Source organism: Pseudomonadota bacterium, assembly GCA_039196715.1.
Lineage (GTDB): Bacteria > Pseudomonadota > Gammaproteobacteria > CALCKW01 > CALCKW01 > CALCKW01.
Genome location: JBCCUP010000038.1, coordinates 1 through 16,208, shown reverse-complemented (window position 1 = coordinate 16,208; position 16,208 = coordinate 1). Strand labels below are relative to the sequence as shown.

16 protein-coding genes and 1 pseudogene are annotated in these 16,208 nt (G+C 65.3%); 6 read left to right on the top strand and 11 right to left on the bottom strand.

What is annotated here, in order from left to right:
- The 7 genes from AAGA11_13640 to AAGA11_13610 all read right to left on the bottom strand — a co-directional run bounded on the left by AAGA11_13640 (position 1) and on the right by AAGA11_13610 (position 4,790).
- Positions 1 to 852 carry an HDOD domain-containing protein gene (locus tag AAGA11_13640; GenBank protein ID MEM9603903.1) on the bottom strand — a complete coding sequence of 284 codons (852 nt, stop codon included), beginning with the start codon at positions 850 to 852 and terminating at the stop codon, positions 1 to 3.
- Between the two features lie 7 nt (positions 853 to 859).
- Positions 860 to 1,159 carry a hypothetical protein gene (locus AAGA11_13635; GenBank protein MEM9603902.1) on the bottom strand — a complete coding sequence of 100 codons (300 nt, stop codon included), beginning with the start codon at positions 1,157 to 1,159 and terminating at the stop codon, positions 860 to 862.
- 109 nt (positions 1,160 to 1,268) lie between these two features.
- Positions 1,269 to 2,450: a class I SAM-dependent rRNA methyltransferase gene (locus tag AAGA11_13630; protein ID MEM9603901.1), complete on the bottom strand. Its 1,182-nt coding sequence runs from the start codon at positions 2,448 to 2,450 to the stop codon at positions 1,269 to 1,271.
- 111 nt (positions 2,451 to 2,561) lie between these two features.
- Positions 2,562 to 3,002, bottom strand: a complete 441-nt coding sequence (locus AAGA11_13625) for an Rsd/AlgQ family anti-sigma factor (protein ID MEM9603900.1) — start codon at positions 3,000 to 3,002, stop codon at positions 2,562 to 2,564.
- 188 nt (positions 3,003 to 3,190) lie between these two features.
- On the bottom strand, positions 3,191 to 3,637 hold the full coding sequence (locus tag AAGA11_13620) for a YcgN family cysteine cluster protein (GenBank protein ID MEM9603899.1): 447 nt from the start codon (positions 3,635 to 3,637) through the stop codon (positions 3,191 to 3,193).
- Positions 3,634 to 4,623, bottom strand: coding sequence for a class 1 fructose-bisphosphatase (locus AAGA11_13615; GenBank protein ID MEM9603898.1), 990 nt, complete (start codon positions 4,621 to 4,623; stop codon positions 3,634 to 3,636). The genes AAGA11_13620 and AAGA11_13615 overlap by 4 nt, the downstream gene beginning before the upstream one ends.
- Complete coding sequence (locus AAGA11_13610; GenBank protein MEM9603897.1) at positions 4,620 to 4,790, bottom strand: rubredoxin; 171 nt, start codon at positions 4,788 to 4,790, stop codon at positions 4,620 to 4,622. The genes AAGA11_13615 and AAGA11_13610 overlap by 4 nt, the downstream gene beginning before the upstream one ends.
- Positions 4,791 to 4,937: 147 nt before the next feature.
- Between AAGA11_13610 and hemL the strand changes: the two genes are divergently transcribed.
- Entirely contained in the window at positions 4,938 to 6,221 is a 1,284-nt protein-coding gene (gene hemL, locus AAGA11_13605) for a glutamate-1-semialdehyde 2,1-aminomutase (GenBank protein ID MEM9603896.1), read from the top strand.
- 8 nt (positions 6,222 to 6,229) lie between these two features.
- Positions 6,230 to 7,048 carry a GTP cyclohydrolase II gene (locus AAGA11_13600; protein ID MEM9603895.1) on the top strand — a complete coding sequence of 273 codons (819 nt, stop codon included), beginning with the start codon at positions 6,230 to 6,232 and terminating at the stop codon, positions 7,046 to 7,048.
- A gap of 6 nt (positions 7,049 to 7,054) precedes the next feature.
- Here AAGA11_13600 and AAGA11_13595 read toward each other — a convergent pair.
- Together AAGA11_13595 and AAGA11_13590 are read right to left on the bottom strand one after the other, a co-directional pair.
- Positions 7,055 to 8,006 (bottom strand): annotated as a pseudogene (locus AAGA11_13595) (NAD(P)-dependent oxidoreductase).
- 121 nt (positions 8,007 to 8,127) lie between these two features.
- Positions 8,128 to 8,757 carry a CoA pyrophosphatase gene (locus AAGA11_13590; protein MEM9603894.1) on the bottom strand — a complete coding sequence of 210 codons (630 nt, stop codon included), beginning with the start codon at positions 8,755 to 8,757 and terminating at the stop codon, positions 8,128 to 8,130.
- A 119-nt stretch (positions 8,758 to 8,876) separates the two neighbouring features.
- Between AAGA11_13590 and glgC the strand changes: the two genes are divergently transcribed.
- From glgC to AAGA11_13570, 4 genes are all read left to right on the top strand, one after another.
- The gene (gene glgC, locus AAGA11_13585; protein ID MEM9603893.1) at positions 8,877 to 10,154 is read left to right on the top strand and encodes a glucose-1-phosphate adenylyltransferase; all 1,278 of its coding nucleotides are present in this window, start codon (positions 8,877 to 8,879) and stop codon (positions 10,152 to 10,154) included.
- A 133-nt stretch (positions 10,155 to 10,287) separates the two neighbouring features.
- Positions 10,288 to 11,499 carry an HDOD domain-containing protein gene (locus AAGA11_13580; protein MEM9603892.1) on the top strand — a complete coding sequence of 404 codons (1,212 nt, stop codon included), beginning with the start codon at positions 10,288 to 10,290 and terminating at the stop codon, positions 11,497 to 11,499.
- Between the two features lie 108 nt (positions 11,500 to 11,607).
- The gene (locus AAGA11_13575) at positions 11,608 to 13,236 is read left to right on the top strand and encodes an alpha-D-glucose phosphate-specific phosphoglucomutase (protein ID MEM9603891.1); all 1,629 of its coding nucleotides are present in this window, start codon (positions 11,608 to 11,610) and stop codon (positions 13,234 to 13,236) included.
- Positions 13,237 to 13,277: 41 nt separating this feature from the next.
- The gene (locus AAGA11_13570; GenBank protein ID MEM9603890.1) at positions 13,278 to 14,918 is read left to right on the top strand and encodes a glycogen/starch synthase; all 1,641 of its coding nucleotides are present in this window, start codon (positions 13,278 to 13,280) and stop codon (positions 14,916 to 14,918) included.
- Between the two features lie 15 nt (positions 14,919 to 14,933).
- Here AAGA11_13570 and AAGA11_13565 read toward each other — a convergent pair whose 3' ends face one another.
- Both AAGA11_13565 and AAGA11_13560 read right to left on the bottom strand, forming a co-directional pair.
- Positions 14,934 to 15,569, bottom strand: a complete 636-nt coding sequence (locus tag AAGA11_13565; protein ID MEM9603889.1) for an HAD-IA family hydrolase — start codon at positions 15,567 to 15,569, stop codon at positions 14,934 to 14,936.
- Positions 15,562 to 16,208, bottom strand: a 647-nt coding sequence (locus tag AAGA11_13560; GenBank protein ID MEM9603888.1) for a WYL domain-containing protein, incomplete at its 5' end; no start/stop codon positions are given. The genes AAGA11_13560 and AAGA11_13565, both read right to left, overlap by 8 nt.

Sequence of the window (16,208 nt, the reverse complement as noted above, 5' to 3'; positions counted from 1 at the left end):
CTAGCGGAGGATCAGCGACTGCATCTCGGTGTAAATGTCCTGTCCCATCTCGTGTATGTCGTCAAAGGCGTCTTCAGAGAGGCCGGTGCGCGCCCAGCTCTCGTGACTCAGCGCAGGTACCAACCGCTGCCCCGACCGGCCCCAGGACAAACCGTGCGCCATCACGTCGGCGAGGTGTACCAGGTCAACATCCGGTTTCATTGCGTCATTGGGGCGGTGGTGCAAGGCGATCATGTCGGTCACGCTTTCGGGCAACGACCACGCGCGTGCCAACGCGCCGCCCACCTCGGCGTGATCGAACCCGAACAGCTCGCGCTCGATCTCGGCGAGATCCCGATCCTCTTCCTGCGCACGAATCAGGGCATCGCACATGTCATCGGCACGTTCCAACACCAGCACCAGCCGGCCCAGGTCGTGCAGCAGGCCACCGATGAACAGTTTGTCGGCCGCCCGGATACGCAGCTCGGTCGCCAGCGCACGCGCGAGCGAGGCTGTGGCAATGCTGTGTTGCCAGAACGATCTCATGTCCAGGATGCCGATCGGCAAGCGGCTGAACCGGTCGACCACGACGGTGGCGAGGATCAGGTCACGGACCTGAGATGTCCCGATCAGCACCAGTGCGCGGTGGACGGTCTCGACGCGCGATGAAAAGCCGAAGAACGCAGAGTTGGCCAGCGACAGCAGCCGCGAGGTGATGTCCGGATCGACGATCAGGATGTCCGCGAGGGAATCGGTGCTGGCAGTCGGACTCGCGAGCTCCTGTTCGAACCGGAGAAACACGTCGGGCAAGGACACCAGCTGCGTGACGTTGGCGACCAGTCCGTCGATCGTGTCTTCAGCAGGCTGGAGCACAGTCTGCTCAGGCGCGGAGCTCACTGGCCACCTCCACGAGCTTGTTGATCAGCGGGTGCGTGAGGTCGTTGAGCCGAAACCGTGACACCGCGTCCGTGTTCTCAGGCTGCGCTGAGACGAGCGCGCGCACGTCGTCCTCGGACAGCTCGACCATGACGGTGCTCATGCTGGCCGCTCGCAAGCGAGCGATGTCGTCGGATTGCAAGGCGGCGCCACTCAACGCAATGCACGACCCGTCGGGTCCCACCACATCAGCCCCAAGCACCTGGCCGGCCTCAAGCCGGTCTACGGCGGTGATACGTTTCACGTCGTGCCTCAACAGCTACCAAAGCACGGAACGATGCAAGAAGCCGACCCTCGAACCGCAGATGCGCATCGAGAAAAATTAAGCCTTGGTCATGTTCGCATACAGCTGACTAAGGCATCAGCAGCCGGCAGGTGACGGTCTTGAGGTACCGCGATTCCGGCATCGCCGGGTGAACCGGGTGGTCGACGTCCTGGTCACCGCGCGCGAGCCACTGGCTGATGCCCCCGCGGCGGTGCATGGCCGTTTCCACGGCCGCGAGCAATTCGTGTTCCGCCAGGTGGTGCGAACAGCTGCAACTGACGAGAATGCCACCGGGCTCGAGCACCCTGACCGCGTGCTGGTTGAGTGTGTGGTAGTGCTTGACGCCTGCTCGCGTGTCTTTCCGCCGGGTGATCAAGGCCGGTGGGTCCAGGACGACCGCATCGTAGCGTGCGCCCGACTCGCGAAGCTGTTTCAGAATCGCCAGCGCGTCACCAGGCCGTGTTTCGACGTCCACGCTGTTCGCGTCCGCGTTGCGACCAAGGGCCTCCAGCGCGTGTTCCGAGCTGTCCACCGCAGTCACCGACGCCGCACCCGCCACCGCCGCACCAACCGACCAGGCACCGACATAGCTGAACAGGTCGAGCACCCGACGCCCGGTTGCCCACCGCCGAAAGGCCAGGCGGTTGGCGCGCTGGTCGTAGAACCACCCGGTTTTCTGTCCGGCCGTGGGGTCAATGCCGAATTGCAGCCCGCCCTCAATCACCGACACCTGGCCTGGATGGGGACCCGAAGCGATGTCAACGGACAGATCGAGGCCCTCCAACCGGCGCGCGCGCGAGTCGTTGCGCCAAATGACCGTCGATGGCTGTAAAACGGCCTGCAGAGCCGTCAAGAGTTCGTCGCGTGCGCGATCCAGCCCCGCTGTGCCCAATTGCACCACCAGTACATCGTCATAGCGGTCGATCACCAGGCCGGGCAGAAGGTCACCTTCGGCGTGCACCAGGCGGTAATGCGGCGTGGGCAGCGCTGCTGCACGCAACGCGAGGGCCGCGCGCAGGCGCGCTTCGAAGAACGCCGCGTCGAGGCTGGCGCCGGCGTCCCGACTGAACACGCGTGCGCACACCAGCGTGTGCGGGTTGACAGTGGCCCGGCCGAGCCTGTCCCCCGCGTGCGACACGACGTCCACGGTGTCGCCAGCGGCGAACGCGTCGAGCGGTGAGCGCGTGACGTCGACTTCGTTGGAGTAGACCCAGAGGTGACCGCGCTTGATGCGTCGGTCCTGACGGGGTTTGAGAAACAGCGTGGCCATGCGCCTCACTCGGACCGACCGTCGCATCGCACTGTTCAGCACGCGGAGGCGGCCACGAAATCAGTGTGAGCGGATCGCCTGTCGGATCGGGGTCGCGCCGCTCGTCCGGGTTCAGGCCTGGAGCGCGGCGAGAATCTTGTCTTCGAGGTCGGTGCGAAGCGACAACGCCTTGCCGACCTTGCTCAGGTCCACCTCAAGCGTCGCCGCATCGTCGGCATCGCCCTCGTAGCCGTCGTACTTGTCGTTGAACTCGACCAGGTAGTCGGTAGTTTCTGCGATGGTCGGGTAGTACTTCTGTGCGGCTTCTAAGACCAGACGCCGCCGCTCGTGCCCGTCGATGATGCGCTGGTAGAGCTCGAAGTGGCCCGCGCCGAGGTAGTCCATGAGCAACTCGAGGAACGCGGTCAATTTTTCCGGCCGCAGGTCACCGCGGTCGCTGCCGTCGGCGTCGAAGGTCGAGACACCGGCGAGTTCACAGAACACCACAAACACGCTTTGACGCTCGTCCACGAGCTTCGACACGGTGCGACCGATGCCTTGTCGTCGATCCATTGCGGGGACCATCGTGTCCGGGTTCGGATTGTCCATCACGTTGTCAGTGCTCACAGGATCCATCGCCTTGTCGTGTGTTCCAGGTTGCGCTTCTGCACGGTACTGTCCGAGAGACAGCAAATTGTGTTCCGCCTTGGCAGCCGGACCGGCAATCCTTGCCTGCGGCGCGACCTGACATGCTACCAAAGTCACTCGGACTTCGGGGTGTACAGGCTCGTAACATAACACGAGAGTGACACCCCACGCGGCACCCGCGTCTCCGGGACAGCCAATTCGGCCACTGACACACCCGCCTCCCGGACCGACGTCGGATTGCCACTGACCAGGGGGTGCCAGGCGGGCAGATCCGCGCCCTCGTGCAACCGCCGATAGGCACAGGTCACCGGCAGCGCCGCTGCAAGCGCCGGCAGGGTGTCCGGGGTCAGCACGACGCAGGCGCTCACCTTCTCGGCGCGGTCATCGTAGCTGCGGCAGCGCACGGTCGAAATGTCCAACAAACGGCACGCCACACACGTGAACGCAACGGTGTCGCCGTCATCGAGCTTGTGCAGACAACACCGCCCGCAGCCGTCGCAAAGCGACTCCCATTCGGCACCACTCAAGGCCGAGAGGTCGCGTTCGCGCCAGAAGCTCACGCGGTGTCGAAACGCCGATCGATCTCAGCGACCTCGTCACGCGACCCGAGGATCACGGGCACGCGTTGATGCAGTGTGTCCGGCATCAGGTCAAGGATCGCCTCTCGCCCGGTGCTGGCCCGACCGCCAGCCTGCTCGACCAGGTACCCCATCGGGTTCGCTTCGTACATCAGACGCAGCTTGCCCGCTTTTCCGGCGGCTTGCATCGCGTGGTCATCGGGGTACAGGAAGACACCGCCTCGGGTCATGATTCGGTGGACATCGGCCACCATGGAGGCAATCCACCGCATGTTGAAATCGCGACCACGTGGACCGTCCCGCCCGGCCTGGCAGTCCGCCACGTAGCCGGAGACCGGTGCGAGCCAGTGTCGCGACCGGGCGGCATTGATCGCGAATTCGGCGGTTTCTGCCGGGATATCGAGCTGCTCGTGGGTCAACACGAAAGCCGCCCGCTCGCGGTCGAAAACGAATTGCTGCACACCCTCGCCGGTCGACATGACCAGCACCGTCGACGGGCCGTAGGCCACGTAGCCGGCCGCCAGTTGCCGCCGGCCAGGCTGGAGAAAGTCCGCGTCGGTCGGCGTTCCATCCGGCGCGGGCAACACGGAGAAAATGGTGCCTACGGTGACATTGACATCGATGTTGGACGACCCGTCCAGTGGGTCGAACAGCACGAGGTAGGGCGCGCCGCCCGCCACCGCGACGGCGTGGTCTTCCTCCTCAGACGCGATGCCGCTGGCAACCCGCTGGTGCGTGAGCGCCGCGACAAGCATGTCGTTGGTGATCACGTCGAGCTGCTTTTGGGTCTCGCCCTGAACGTTCGCGCTGTCAAGCGCCCCGAGCGTGCCCTTGAGCGCGCCGCGTTCGACCGCCACAGCGATGTCCGCACAACAGCCGATCAGGCACACCAGCAACGCGTGCAATCCGGGTTCGACACCCTGGTCGGCCATGACGCTGTCGACCCTGCGCACGGTTGCGCTGCTCATATCTCGACCATATCGAAGTCTTCCTTGCCGACACCGCAATCCGGACAGGTCCAGTTCAGCGGAATGTCCTCCCAGCGGGTGCCCGGCGCCAGACCGTCCTCGGGGGAGCCGGCCTCTTCGTCGTAGATCCACCCACACACGATACACATGTATTTCCTGTAGGCCATACGGCTCGGCCGTTCCTCGCGATTCGACGATTGGAAATTGTCCCACAGCACCCGGTTTCACCCAACCGCCGCGTCACCCCGACCGGCTGCCGGGCCTGCGGACCGGACGCGAGTTCGATACACTTCTTGATTTGCGTGCGAGACCCCATGCAACGCTCTCTGGCCCAGTTCGAGCGCGCCCGGCGCGTTATCCCCGGCGGCGTGAATTCGCCTGTACGCGCGTTCCGCGCCGTGGATGGCACACCGGTGTTCATCGACCGCGCCGAGGGCGCATACCTTCACGACATCGACGGTCGTTCGTACATCGACTACGTAGGCTCCTGGGGACCGATGATCGCAGGCCACGCCAACCCACGCATCGTTGAAGCCGTGACCGAGGCGGCCCAACGCGGGCTGAGCTTCGGCGCGCCGTGCATGCTCGAAAGTGACCTCGCCGAGCGCGTCCAGGCTCACTTCCCCAGCATGGACCTGTTGCGCATGGTCAGCTCCGGCACGGAGGCAACCATGAGTGCCATCCGGCTCGCACGCGGCTTCACCAACCGGTCGACGATTGTGAAGTTCGAGGGCTGCTACCACGGGCACGCGGATTCCCTGCTCGTCAAGGCCGGGTCCGGCGCGCTCACACTGGGTGTCCCGAGCTCACCCGGCGTGCCGCCGGAACTCGCGAAGCACACCCTGACCCTGCCCTTCAACGACGCCGAGGCCGTGCGCGCCCTGTTCGACGAACGCGGTGACGACATCGCCTGTCTGATTGTCGAACCGGTGGCAGGCAACATGAATTGCATCGCACCGCTGCCCGGCTTCCTCGAAACGCTGCGCGCGGTCTGCGATGCCACCGGTGCGGTCCTGATCTTCGACGAGGTCATGACCGGGTTCAGGGTGGCAAAGGGCGGCGCACAGGCGCTCTACAACGTCGCGCCCGACCTCACGACGCTCGGGAAAATTGTCGGTGGCGGCATGCCGGTTGGCGTGTTCGGCGGGCGGCACGACATCATGAACCACATTGCACCGCTCGGCGGCGTTTACCAGGCCGGCACGCTGTCAGGCAACCCGGTGGCGATGGCCGCGGGCATCGCCACCCTGGACATCATCGACGAGCCTGGCTTCTACGATCAGATCGAACAGAGCACCGCGTCGCTGTTGTCCGGTCTGCAGGCCGCCGCCGCAGACGCTGACGTGCCTTTCACCACACGTCAGGTCGGCGCCATGTTCGGTCTTTTCTTCTCCACCGAACCGGAGGTGAACAGCTTCGCCGCGGCGACGCAGTGCAACCTCGATCACTTCAAGCGGTTCTTTGCCGCGATGCTCGACCGGGGTGTCTACCTTGCACCCTCGGCATTCGAGGCCGGCTTTGTCTCGAGCGCACACACGCCAGACGACATCGCACGCACGGTCGACGCCGGCCGCGATGCCATGGCAACACTCAACTGAGGCCAACCGTGTTCACCTACCTCGACCCGACCGTCCGAGAGCAGCTCGTCGAGCGCGGCAGCCTGCGGCGCATCGGCACGGACGGCGAATTGCTCTCAGCCGACGGCCCGCTGCCCGAAAACAGCGTCGCCGTGAACCTGCTCGGTCCCATTCCGATGCCGGTCAACCTGCCCTCGGTCCAGACTGTCGTGCAGTGGTACGCGGCGGTGCGGTCCAGCGAACTCTCGACCGTCGAGGCGCTGGCAGCCGACATGCGCGACGGCGACAGCAAGCACCTCTTCGCCCACCTGGTTTCGTCGATGGCGGTGAACAGCGTGCTGGCAGTCGGCGAGCCCGGCGACAACCCGCTCGTCCGGGTGCACTCGAACTGCCTGACCGGTGATGTGTTCGGCTCGGAGCGTTGCGACTGCGGCCCTCAATTGGACACGGCGATGGCCCGAATCGCCTCGGACCCGAGCGGCGGCTATGTGGTGTACATGGCCGGCCACGAGGGGCGCGGCATCGGTTTGTGGGCAAAGGCCGCAACCTACCTGCTACAAGACGCTGGGCAGAACACCTACCAGGCCAACCGCAGTTTGGGACTGCCCGATGACAGCCGCGACTTCTCCGACGCCGCCACGCTGATCAAGCACTTTGTCGGCAACAAGCCGTTTCGCCTGCTCAGCAACAACCCCAAGAAACTCACCGACCTGCAGCAGCACGGGCTGACGCACATCACGCCGGTGAAGCACGTCTCCGCCGTCGGCGACTGGAACCGACGCTACCTGCAGGCCAAACGCGATTGGGGCCACAGACTCGACGACGACGACCTCGCAAGCGACCGCTGAGGGACGTCATGCACGGCCGCCCGGCACCACCTCGTAGCCCGCCTCCTCGGGCTCGTCGTCGGTCATCTCGGGCGGGAAGCCGGGGGCCAGAACCGAGAGACCTGTGGCCTCCTCCAGGCGACGGATGATGTTCGGCGACAGTTCCCGTTCACCGAAACGTGCAATCCCGTCGGCGAAGATCTCGATCAACTTCGGCGAGATCTCCAACGGCAGGCCTGCCCGGTCGGCCACGTCCTGAAACAGGCCGATGTCCTTGGCGACCAGGTCCATGGTGAACGAGATGTCTCGGCTTCCGTTGAGAATGACCTGGCTTTCGGTTTCGTGCACGAAGCTGGTGCCCGAGCTGATCCGGATGGCCTCGTAGGCGGTGTTGAGATCCATGCCAGCGGCCTTGGCAGTCACCAGCGCCTCGCAGCAGGTCACGAGGTTCGCGGTTGCGAGATAGTTGGTCAACACCTTGAGCACCGAGGCCGAGCCGAGCTCGCCGGTGTGCAGTATCCGGCGTCCCATGGTCTTGAGGAACGGGAAGATTCGCTCGAAAGTCGAACGATCACACCCGGCGAAGATCGAGATGTTGCCGGTGTCGGCGCGGTGGCAGCCGCCCGAGACCGGACAGTCGACCGCAGCCCCCGCCACGCGCGATGACGTCGGCGCCAAGCCGTTCGACCTCGGCCTGGTCGGTGGTCGACATCTCCATCCAGATCTTGCCGTCCGTCACCTCGGGCAACATCGCTTGCATCACGGTGTCCGACGCGGCGGGTGACGGCAGACAGGTGATGACCGCATCGCAGTCGCGCATCAACGCCGCCGGCCCCTCGGCGGCGCGGGCACCGCGGGCGACGAACGCCGCAACCCGCTCTGCATCGAGATCGTGAACCGTCAGGTCGACCCCGTTTCGCAACAGCGAGCCTGACAACTTGCCGCCGACGTTACCCAACCCGATGAAACCCACTTTCATGACCGTGTCTCCGTCTCAGCCACCACACCCTCAGCGGCGCAGCGTGCAGTCGATAGTGTGGAACAGAACGGCGCAATCGCACCTGCGGTGTGCACTGGCCCACCACCTGTGACGTGCCGTGTTACCGCCAGGCGAAGCGCGGCTGACCAACCGCGTCGATCCGCGTGGTGCGACCCAACAACGCCACCTCCCGAAACTGGTAGAGGATGGCGGCGGTGGGCGCGTACACCGTGGTGCCAACACTCGGCAAGTCGGAGTACAGTACCGGCGGCTCACCGTCCGTGCCGTCTTCGAACAGGGGAATGGCGTCGGAACGCAGCTCCCGAAACAGCACGGTGTAGACCGCAGCCACTTCGGCAGGATTGGGGGCCAGCGCGGCGTCGCAGCAGCCGTAGACGACGGTGCTGACACAGAACCCGGACCGCGTCTCGCAATCGTCGAGTTGGCCGAGCCGGTCGCCGTCGCTCAGCGACAAGCCGAGTTCCTCTCTCACTTCCCGAACCGCCGCCTGGTCGACGGTCTCGCCCGGGTCGAGCCGCCCGCCAGGCAGGGCGAACTGGCCGGCGTGGCGGTTGAGCGTCGCGGCGCGGCGGGTCAGCAACACGGCCGGCTCCGGGTCGGTGACGACCACCACCGCCACGGCGGCGGCCCTGAGACGGCGTGCTTCGGTGTCCAACCGGCGCACCGGGAAGCCTGCCAAGTTGGCGCGCACGGAGCCCGTCACACTGGCGAATTCAGGGGACACTGGCATGGACACGCTCCGAGTACGTCGGCAGTCCGCAGGGCGGACAGCGGTTGTGGCGTTTGCGCGACACACTGCGTTACCCTCAAGGCGCGCCACTGACACCGGTGACCACTCGAGGACAGCGTATGACCAGTCGCACCGCCAACGAAGACGCCCGCCGCATCAGTCTGCTCACCAAGAACACGCTGGCGTTGGTGTTGGCCGGCGGCCGAGGGTCTCGACTGCACGAGCTCACCGCGTGGCGGGCGAAACCCGCCGTGTTCTTCGGCGGCAAGTTCCGCATCATAGACTTTCCACTGTCAAACTGCGTGAACTCCGGGATCCGCCGGATCGGCGTGTTGACCCAATACAAGGCGCACTCACTGATCCGCCACCTCTCGCGCGGGTGGTCGAACTTCCGCTCGGAACTCGACGAGTTCATCGAAGTGTTGCCGGCCTCGCAACGCACTGGCGACGACTGGTACGTCGGCACGGCGGACGCGATCTACCAGAACCTTGACATTATCCACCGCATGGCGCCGGAGTACGTGTTGGTGTTGTCCGGTGACCACGTCTATCGGATGGACTACGGCCCGCTGATCGCGCAACACCAGCGCGCCGACGCGGACATGACCGTCTGTTGCATCGAGGTGCCATTGGACGACGCCCGCGCCTTCGGCGTGATGTCGGTGGACGAGGACAACTGGATCACGGGCTTTGAGGAGAAGCCGGCGTCACCCGCGTGCGTGCCCGGCAAACCCGACACGGCACTGGCCTCGATGGGCAACTACGTCTTCAGTACCCAATTCCTGTTCGAAGTCCTGTTCGACGACGCCGACGACAGCAATTCCAGCCGCGATTTCGGCAAGGACATCATTCCGAAGCTGATCGGAAAAAACCGCATTCAGGCGGTCCCCTTCCGCAACCGCAAGGGCAGCCCGGCCTACTGGCGGGACGTCGGCACCCTCGATGCCTTCTGGCGCTCGAACCTGGAGCTTGCGGAGATCGAGCCCAAACTCGATCTCTACGACCGAAGCTGGCCTCTGCTCACGCACCAGGAGCAGCTCCCGCCGGCGAAATTCGTGCTCGACAGTGACGAGGGCCGCGGCACCGCCATCGATTCGATGGTCAGTGGCGGGTGTGTGATCTCCGGCGGCCTGGTGCGCAATTCGGTGCTCTTTTCCAACGTGCGGGTGGACAAGGGTGCGGTGGTGGACCACACCGTGGTGCTTCCGGATGTGCGCGTTGGCAAAGGCGTGCGACTGCGCAACGCCATCATCGACCGCGGTTGCCACCTGCCCGATGGCCTGGTCGTCGGCGAGTCAGCCGAAGACGACACGGCCCGGTTCCGTGTGACCGAGGACGGCATCGTGCTGGTCACCGGGGACATGCTCGGCCAGGCCGTCCATTTCCGCCGAGACTGACCCGGCGGCACGCCTCCGGCGCTCAAGTTCCCCGTCAGACCGCCGAACTGCACCCTCAACGACCTTACTTTCTTGCAATGTCCCGCGGCGCCCGATGTGCGGTCGCCGATCGGGATCAGGGTGCACAGGCTTCATGGCGCAGATTTACATCGGGCGGCAACCGATCCTCGACCGATCGCAGGCAACCATCGGCTACGAATTGCTGTTCAGGTCAAACCAGCAAGCGTCCACCGCCAATGTGATCGACGGCGACCTCGCCACCTCGACCGTGTTGACCAACGCCATCAGCGAGATCGGGTTGGATAACCTTGTCGGCGGCCAGTTGGCCTTCATCAACCTCACCGAGCAGTTTCTCAGCAACCCGGACCTGCTCGACTGCCTGCCCCCCGAACGGGTGGTGCTCGAGATTCTCGAGACCGTGACCATCACCGACCAGGTGGTCGACGGCGTCACCCGGCTGATCGGCGATGGCTACACAGTTGCACTCGACGATTTCGAGTACAGCGAGGCCGCCGAGCCGTTGCTTCAGCAAGTGCAGATCGTCAAATACGACTACACCGTCACCGGGCCGGAGAAACTCGCGGAGCTCGCCCAGATCGACCGCGACGCGGGCCGCAAGGTGTTGGTCGAACGCATTGAAACCGTCGACGAGTTCAACACCATCAGCGCGATGGCGGTTGACTACTTTCAGGGTTACTACTTCGCCAAGCCGACCACGCTCAAGCAAACCGGCATCCCGTCGAGCAAGATTGCGCTGTTCGAGCTTCTGGCCAAGGTCAGCAACCCGGCCACCACGCTCGAGGAAATCACCGAACTCGTCACCCGCGATGTCGGGCTGTCGGTCAAGGCGTTGCGCTACGTCAACTCCGCTGCACGCCGGGGCACCACGGCGGTGGAATCGATCAGCCAGGCCTCGGTGTTGCTCGGGCGCAAGCGCCTGCGCAGCTGGATCAGTGTGATGTTGATGGCAAATATCAACGAAAAACCCGATGAGTTGATGAACCTCGCGCTCTACCGGGCGAAGTTCTGCGAAATCCTCGCCGAGGAGACCAACCTGGACAACCCCGAGTCGTGCTTCACCGCGGGCATGCTGTCGCTGCTGGACGTGATGACCGATTCGTCGTTCGAGGACATCCTCGAGAACCTGTCGCTCTGCAGCGATGTGCACGACACCTTGCTCGGCAAGCCCGGTCCGATGCGGGACATTCTCGACCAGGCCCGCACACTCGAACGGGTCGACCAGGGCACGCCAGTCGACGCGACCCAGAGTGCACTCGACGCGCACTACACGGCGATGCAGTGGGCCGCCTCGTCGATGCATCAGCTCAGCCAGGACGCCGGCTGAGCACACGCGACCGTACCCGCGGCGCGTCCCGCTCTGGTAGGTTTACGCTGTAGCCCCGCCTGCACCGCGCAGCGCGCCCGTGTATCCCAGACAGGACAGCAACCGGTCATGCACCGAGTAGACACCACACCGTTTTCAGACCAACGGCCCGGCACCTCCGGCTTGAGGAAAAAAGTCACGGTCTTCCAGCAACCGCACTACCTCGAGAACTTCGTCCAGTCCACGTTCGACGCACTGGGTGGCGTTGGCGGGCGGACCCTGGTGATCGGCGGCGACGGGCGCTTTTACAACGACCGGGCCGTGCAGGCAATCCTCAAACTGTGCGCGGGAAATGGTGTGCGCCGTGTGATCGTTGGGCAACACGGGCTGTTGTCGACGCCGGCGGCATCGCACCTCATCCGCAGCCACGCGGCGGACGGCGGCTTCATCCTGTCGGCCAGCCACAACCCCGGAGGTCCGAACGCGGACTTCGGCATCAAATACAACGCGTCGAACGGCGGTCCGGCACCGGAAACGCTCACCGAGGCGATCTTCGAGCGCAGCCAGCGGATCGACCACTACTCCACCGTGGACACGGTCGACCTCGCACTCGACCACTGCGGCAGCAGGCGCCTCGAGGCGTTGCAGGTCGAGGTCGTTGACCCGGTTGACGCCTACGCTGAGCTCATGGCGTCGTTGTTCGATTTCCCCCTGATCCGCGGCCGGCTGGCCGACGGCTCGCTGACCGTGCTGTTCGATGCGATGAACGCGGTCACCGGTCCCTACGCCAGGCGCATCCTGATCGACGAACTCGGCGCGCCAGCCAGTGCGCTGCTTCGCACCACACCGCTCCCTGATTTCGGTGGCGCGCACCCCGATCCGAATCTGGTGCACGCCGCCGAGTTGGCCGAACGCATGGTGGCCGACGACGCGCCGAGCCTGGGCGCGGCATCGGACGGTGACGGGGATCGCAACCTGATCCACGGAGCAGGCTTGTATGTCACACCGAGCGACAGTCTCGCCGTGATGACCGCCAACGCACACCTGATCTCTGGCTACGCCAGTGGGCTCCGCGGCGTCGCACGTTCGATGCCGACCAGCCGGGCCGTCGACCGCGTAGCCGACGCACTCGGTATTCCCGCGTTCGAAACGCCGACCGGGTGGAAGTTCTTTGGCAACCTGCTCGACGCCGATCGCATCACCCTGTGTGGCGAGGAGAGTTTCGGCACCGGCTCCAATCACGTTCGTGAGAAGGACGGTCTGTGGGCGGTGCTGTTCTGGCTCAACCTGCTCGCCGTGCGCGGCCTCTCGGTGAAGGAGCTGATGCTCGATCACTGGCACCGTTTCGGTCGCGACTACTACACGCGCCACGATTTCGAGGGCCTGGACGCCGGCGCAGCCCGCACGTTGATGGACAGACTGTCGACCGACATGGGAGAACGGATTGGCAGCACGTGGAACGGCGCAACCGTGACGCACGCCGATAACTTCACCTACGCCGACCCGATCGACCACAGCGAGAGCGCGAACCAGGGTTTGCGCTTCGGTTTCGACGACGGAGGCCGCATCGTGTACCGACTGTCCGGCACCGGCACTGCAGGTGCGACCCTCAGAGTGTATATTGAGCGCGCGGAGTCCGACCCCGACAAGCTGATGCTCGACCCGCAAGTCGCGCTGGCTGACTTGATCACCAGCGCCGCACAACTGGCCGACATCGAGGGCCTGACCGGTCGACGCACCGCAGACGTCATCACATGACCGCGTCGACAACCACCGCCGAGCCGCCACGAGGAGACGGGATGTCATCGCAACAGCACATCGTGATGGTGGCCGCGGAGAACGGCGCGTTGGCTGGCGGCAAAGTCGGCGGCGTGGGTGATGTCATTCAACACCTGCCACCGGCCCTCTCGCGTTACGGCTGCCAGATCACCGTGGTCACGCCGTCCTACGGCACGCTGCACCGGGCACCCGGCGCGCGACAGCGCACCGCCGTGACCACCCCGTTTGCGGGCAAGAGCGAATCCGTCAAGCTCTTCCAGGTGCCAACCGAGCTGCCGAACAAGTCGATCCGCCATTGGGTGCTGCACCACCCGCAGTTCGCTGCAGCCGGGTCGGGTGTGATCTACGCCAGTCACGACAACGACCCGTTCGCCCTCGACGCAACCAAGTTCGCACTCTTCAGCCAGGCGCTTGCCGAATTGCTCCTCGACGACCCGGAGCAACAGCCCGACGCCGTGCACCTGCACGACTGGCACACCGCATTTCTGTTGCTGTTGCGCGCCGCACACCCGCGCTACGCCCCCTTGCGTGCTATCCACAGCGTGTTCTCGGTGCACAACCTGGCGCTCCAGGGCGTGCGCCCCTTCGTCGAGGGTGAGGCGTCGTTACAAGCCTGGTATCCGGATATCGATCTCAGGCAGGCGCGCATTGCGGCAGACCCGCGGTGGCCAAGTTGCGTCAACCCGATGTTGGCCGGCCTGATGTTGGCTGATCAGGTCCACACGGTATCACCGAGCTACGCTGCCGAAATCATGCAACCCAGCGACCCGGAGATCCGGGGGTTTTCCGGCGGCGAGGGCCTGGACGCCGCGTTGCGCGGGGTGCACGCGGAAGGCCGCCTGCACGGCATCCTCAACGGCTGCGACTACCCCAACCCGAGCCAGCGTGCCGAGCGCGCCCGCAATCTGAGCGGAAAACGCACGGGTGCGTTGCCGGACATTCGCCAGTGGAGCGACTTTCTGGCAGCTTGCAGCCGAGAGCTCAGCCGGTGGGCAGCGCAGAAGCCGGTGCTGCGAAGCAGCCATTTCGTCGCAGGCCAGCGTGTGCACGAACTGGCGAATCGCTCAGTGCTTCGGCTGCTGACCTCGGTCACGCGCGTCACTGACCAGAAGGTCAAACTGTTGCTGCAAAGCGGCAACAACGGCCGCAGCGCGCTCGACAACCTGCTCGACGGGTTGGGCGACGACGGTCTCTACGGGTTGCTCGGCAGCGGCCAGGGGGACTACGAGCACGCCCTGACCCAGGTTGCCGCCGAACGCGACAACTTCCTGTTTCTCAACGGCTACTCGGACGCCCTCGCGAACGCGCTCTACAGCCGCGGCGACCTCTTCCTGATGCCCTCCTCCTTCGAACCCTGCGGCATCAGCCAGATGATCGCGATGCGCCACGGCCAACCGTGCCTGGTGCACGGCGTCGGCGGCTTGCGCGACACGGTGACCCACGGCAAGAGCGGTTTCGTGTTCACCGGTGAGAACCTCATCGAACAGGCCGACAACTTCGTCCACGCCGCGGTCGACGCCCTGAACCTGCAGCGGGGACAGCCGGAGCGTTGGCGCGAAATCAAATCCCAGGCTGCGGCCCAGCGCTTCACCTGGGATGTGGCCGCCAAACAATACAAGGCTGTTCTCTACGCACCGGCGCCGAGCGTGACCCTCGTCTGACACCCGCCGAGCGTCTTACTCCGACAACGACGCCAACACCTCGGGCAGGTGGTGCATGTCGGAAAACGCGATGCACCCCTCGGGCACGGCCTTGTCACGCGGGTTGTAGAACAGCGTGTGCATGCCTGCACGCAAGCCCGCGGTGGCCCCGGCCAGGCTGTCCTCAACCACCACGCAGCGGGTCGCCGAGACACCCAGTTCGGACGCGGCATGCAGGAACAGCGTGGGGTCGGGCTTCCAGGCCTGCACCGAGTAGGCGCTGAACAAGGCCTCGCCGAAGTGTCCAACCAACCCTGTCAGCCCGAGCGAGAAGCGCATCTTGTCCAGCGGTGCGTTCGATGCCACGCAGCGCGGCAAGCGGATGTACTCCAGGGCACGGTGCACACCGTCAATCGGCTGCAGCTCGTGTCGTGCAATCTCGCGCTCACGCCGCGATATCTCGGCCACACACTCGCGGCCGAGCAACTGTCCGTGCTGCGCGCCGATTTCCGCCACCATGTCCTCGAGGTTGCAGCCAGCGTACTCGGCGTCCAGGTAAACCGGGTCTGCGGTGATGCCGCGGATCGCGAGGCACTCCACCGTCGCCTGAAAGCAGAGCCGCTCGCTGTCGACCAGCGTGCCGTCACAGTCGAAAATCACCGCCTCAATCATCGAAGTCGAGCTCCGTCGGGTCGGCCAGCACGATGTGTTGTGTGCTCGCAGGGCGCGATGCAGCATCGCCGTCCAGTCGCAACTGGCGCAGGCTGTACCAGAGCAAGGCACGGCGCACACGCACCTCGGCACGCCCCGCTGTCATGGCGTAATCGAGTTCAATCGCGCTGCGTTGGCCCGGCGACAATCCGGGGTGCGGCGCGATGTGAAACCGGACCCACTGCTGCCAGTGCGTGTCCTCGGGCAACGCGCCGGCCTCGGCCTCGTCCGCAGCACGCCAGTCCAGGATGCGCGCGATGACGAAGTCCTTGTAGCGCGCGTCCTCGAGGCAGTAGGCACGCACGTGCCAGCGGTAGCCGTCGGAGCCGATCGCCGTGGGGGCGATGCCGCGCCAGCGGGCGTCTGCGGTGGAGAAGGACTGGTACTGCACGCTGATCGGTCGCGCCTCACGGATGTGCCCGAGCACGGCCCGCAGCGTCTCGGCCGGCAGTGCCCGGCTGGGCACCTTCGAGAGGGCGAGCTCGGGTGTCCAGCCGTGCACGTTCGGAACCCCCGAGGCAACCGTTGGCCGCTGGGCCCGCACCAGCGATTGCAGGTAGTCCTCGGCCGCGGGCGCGTAGCCAACCGGTGTGAAGCCCT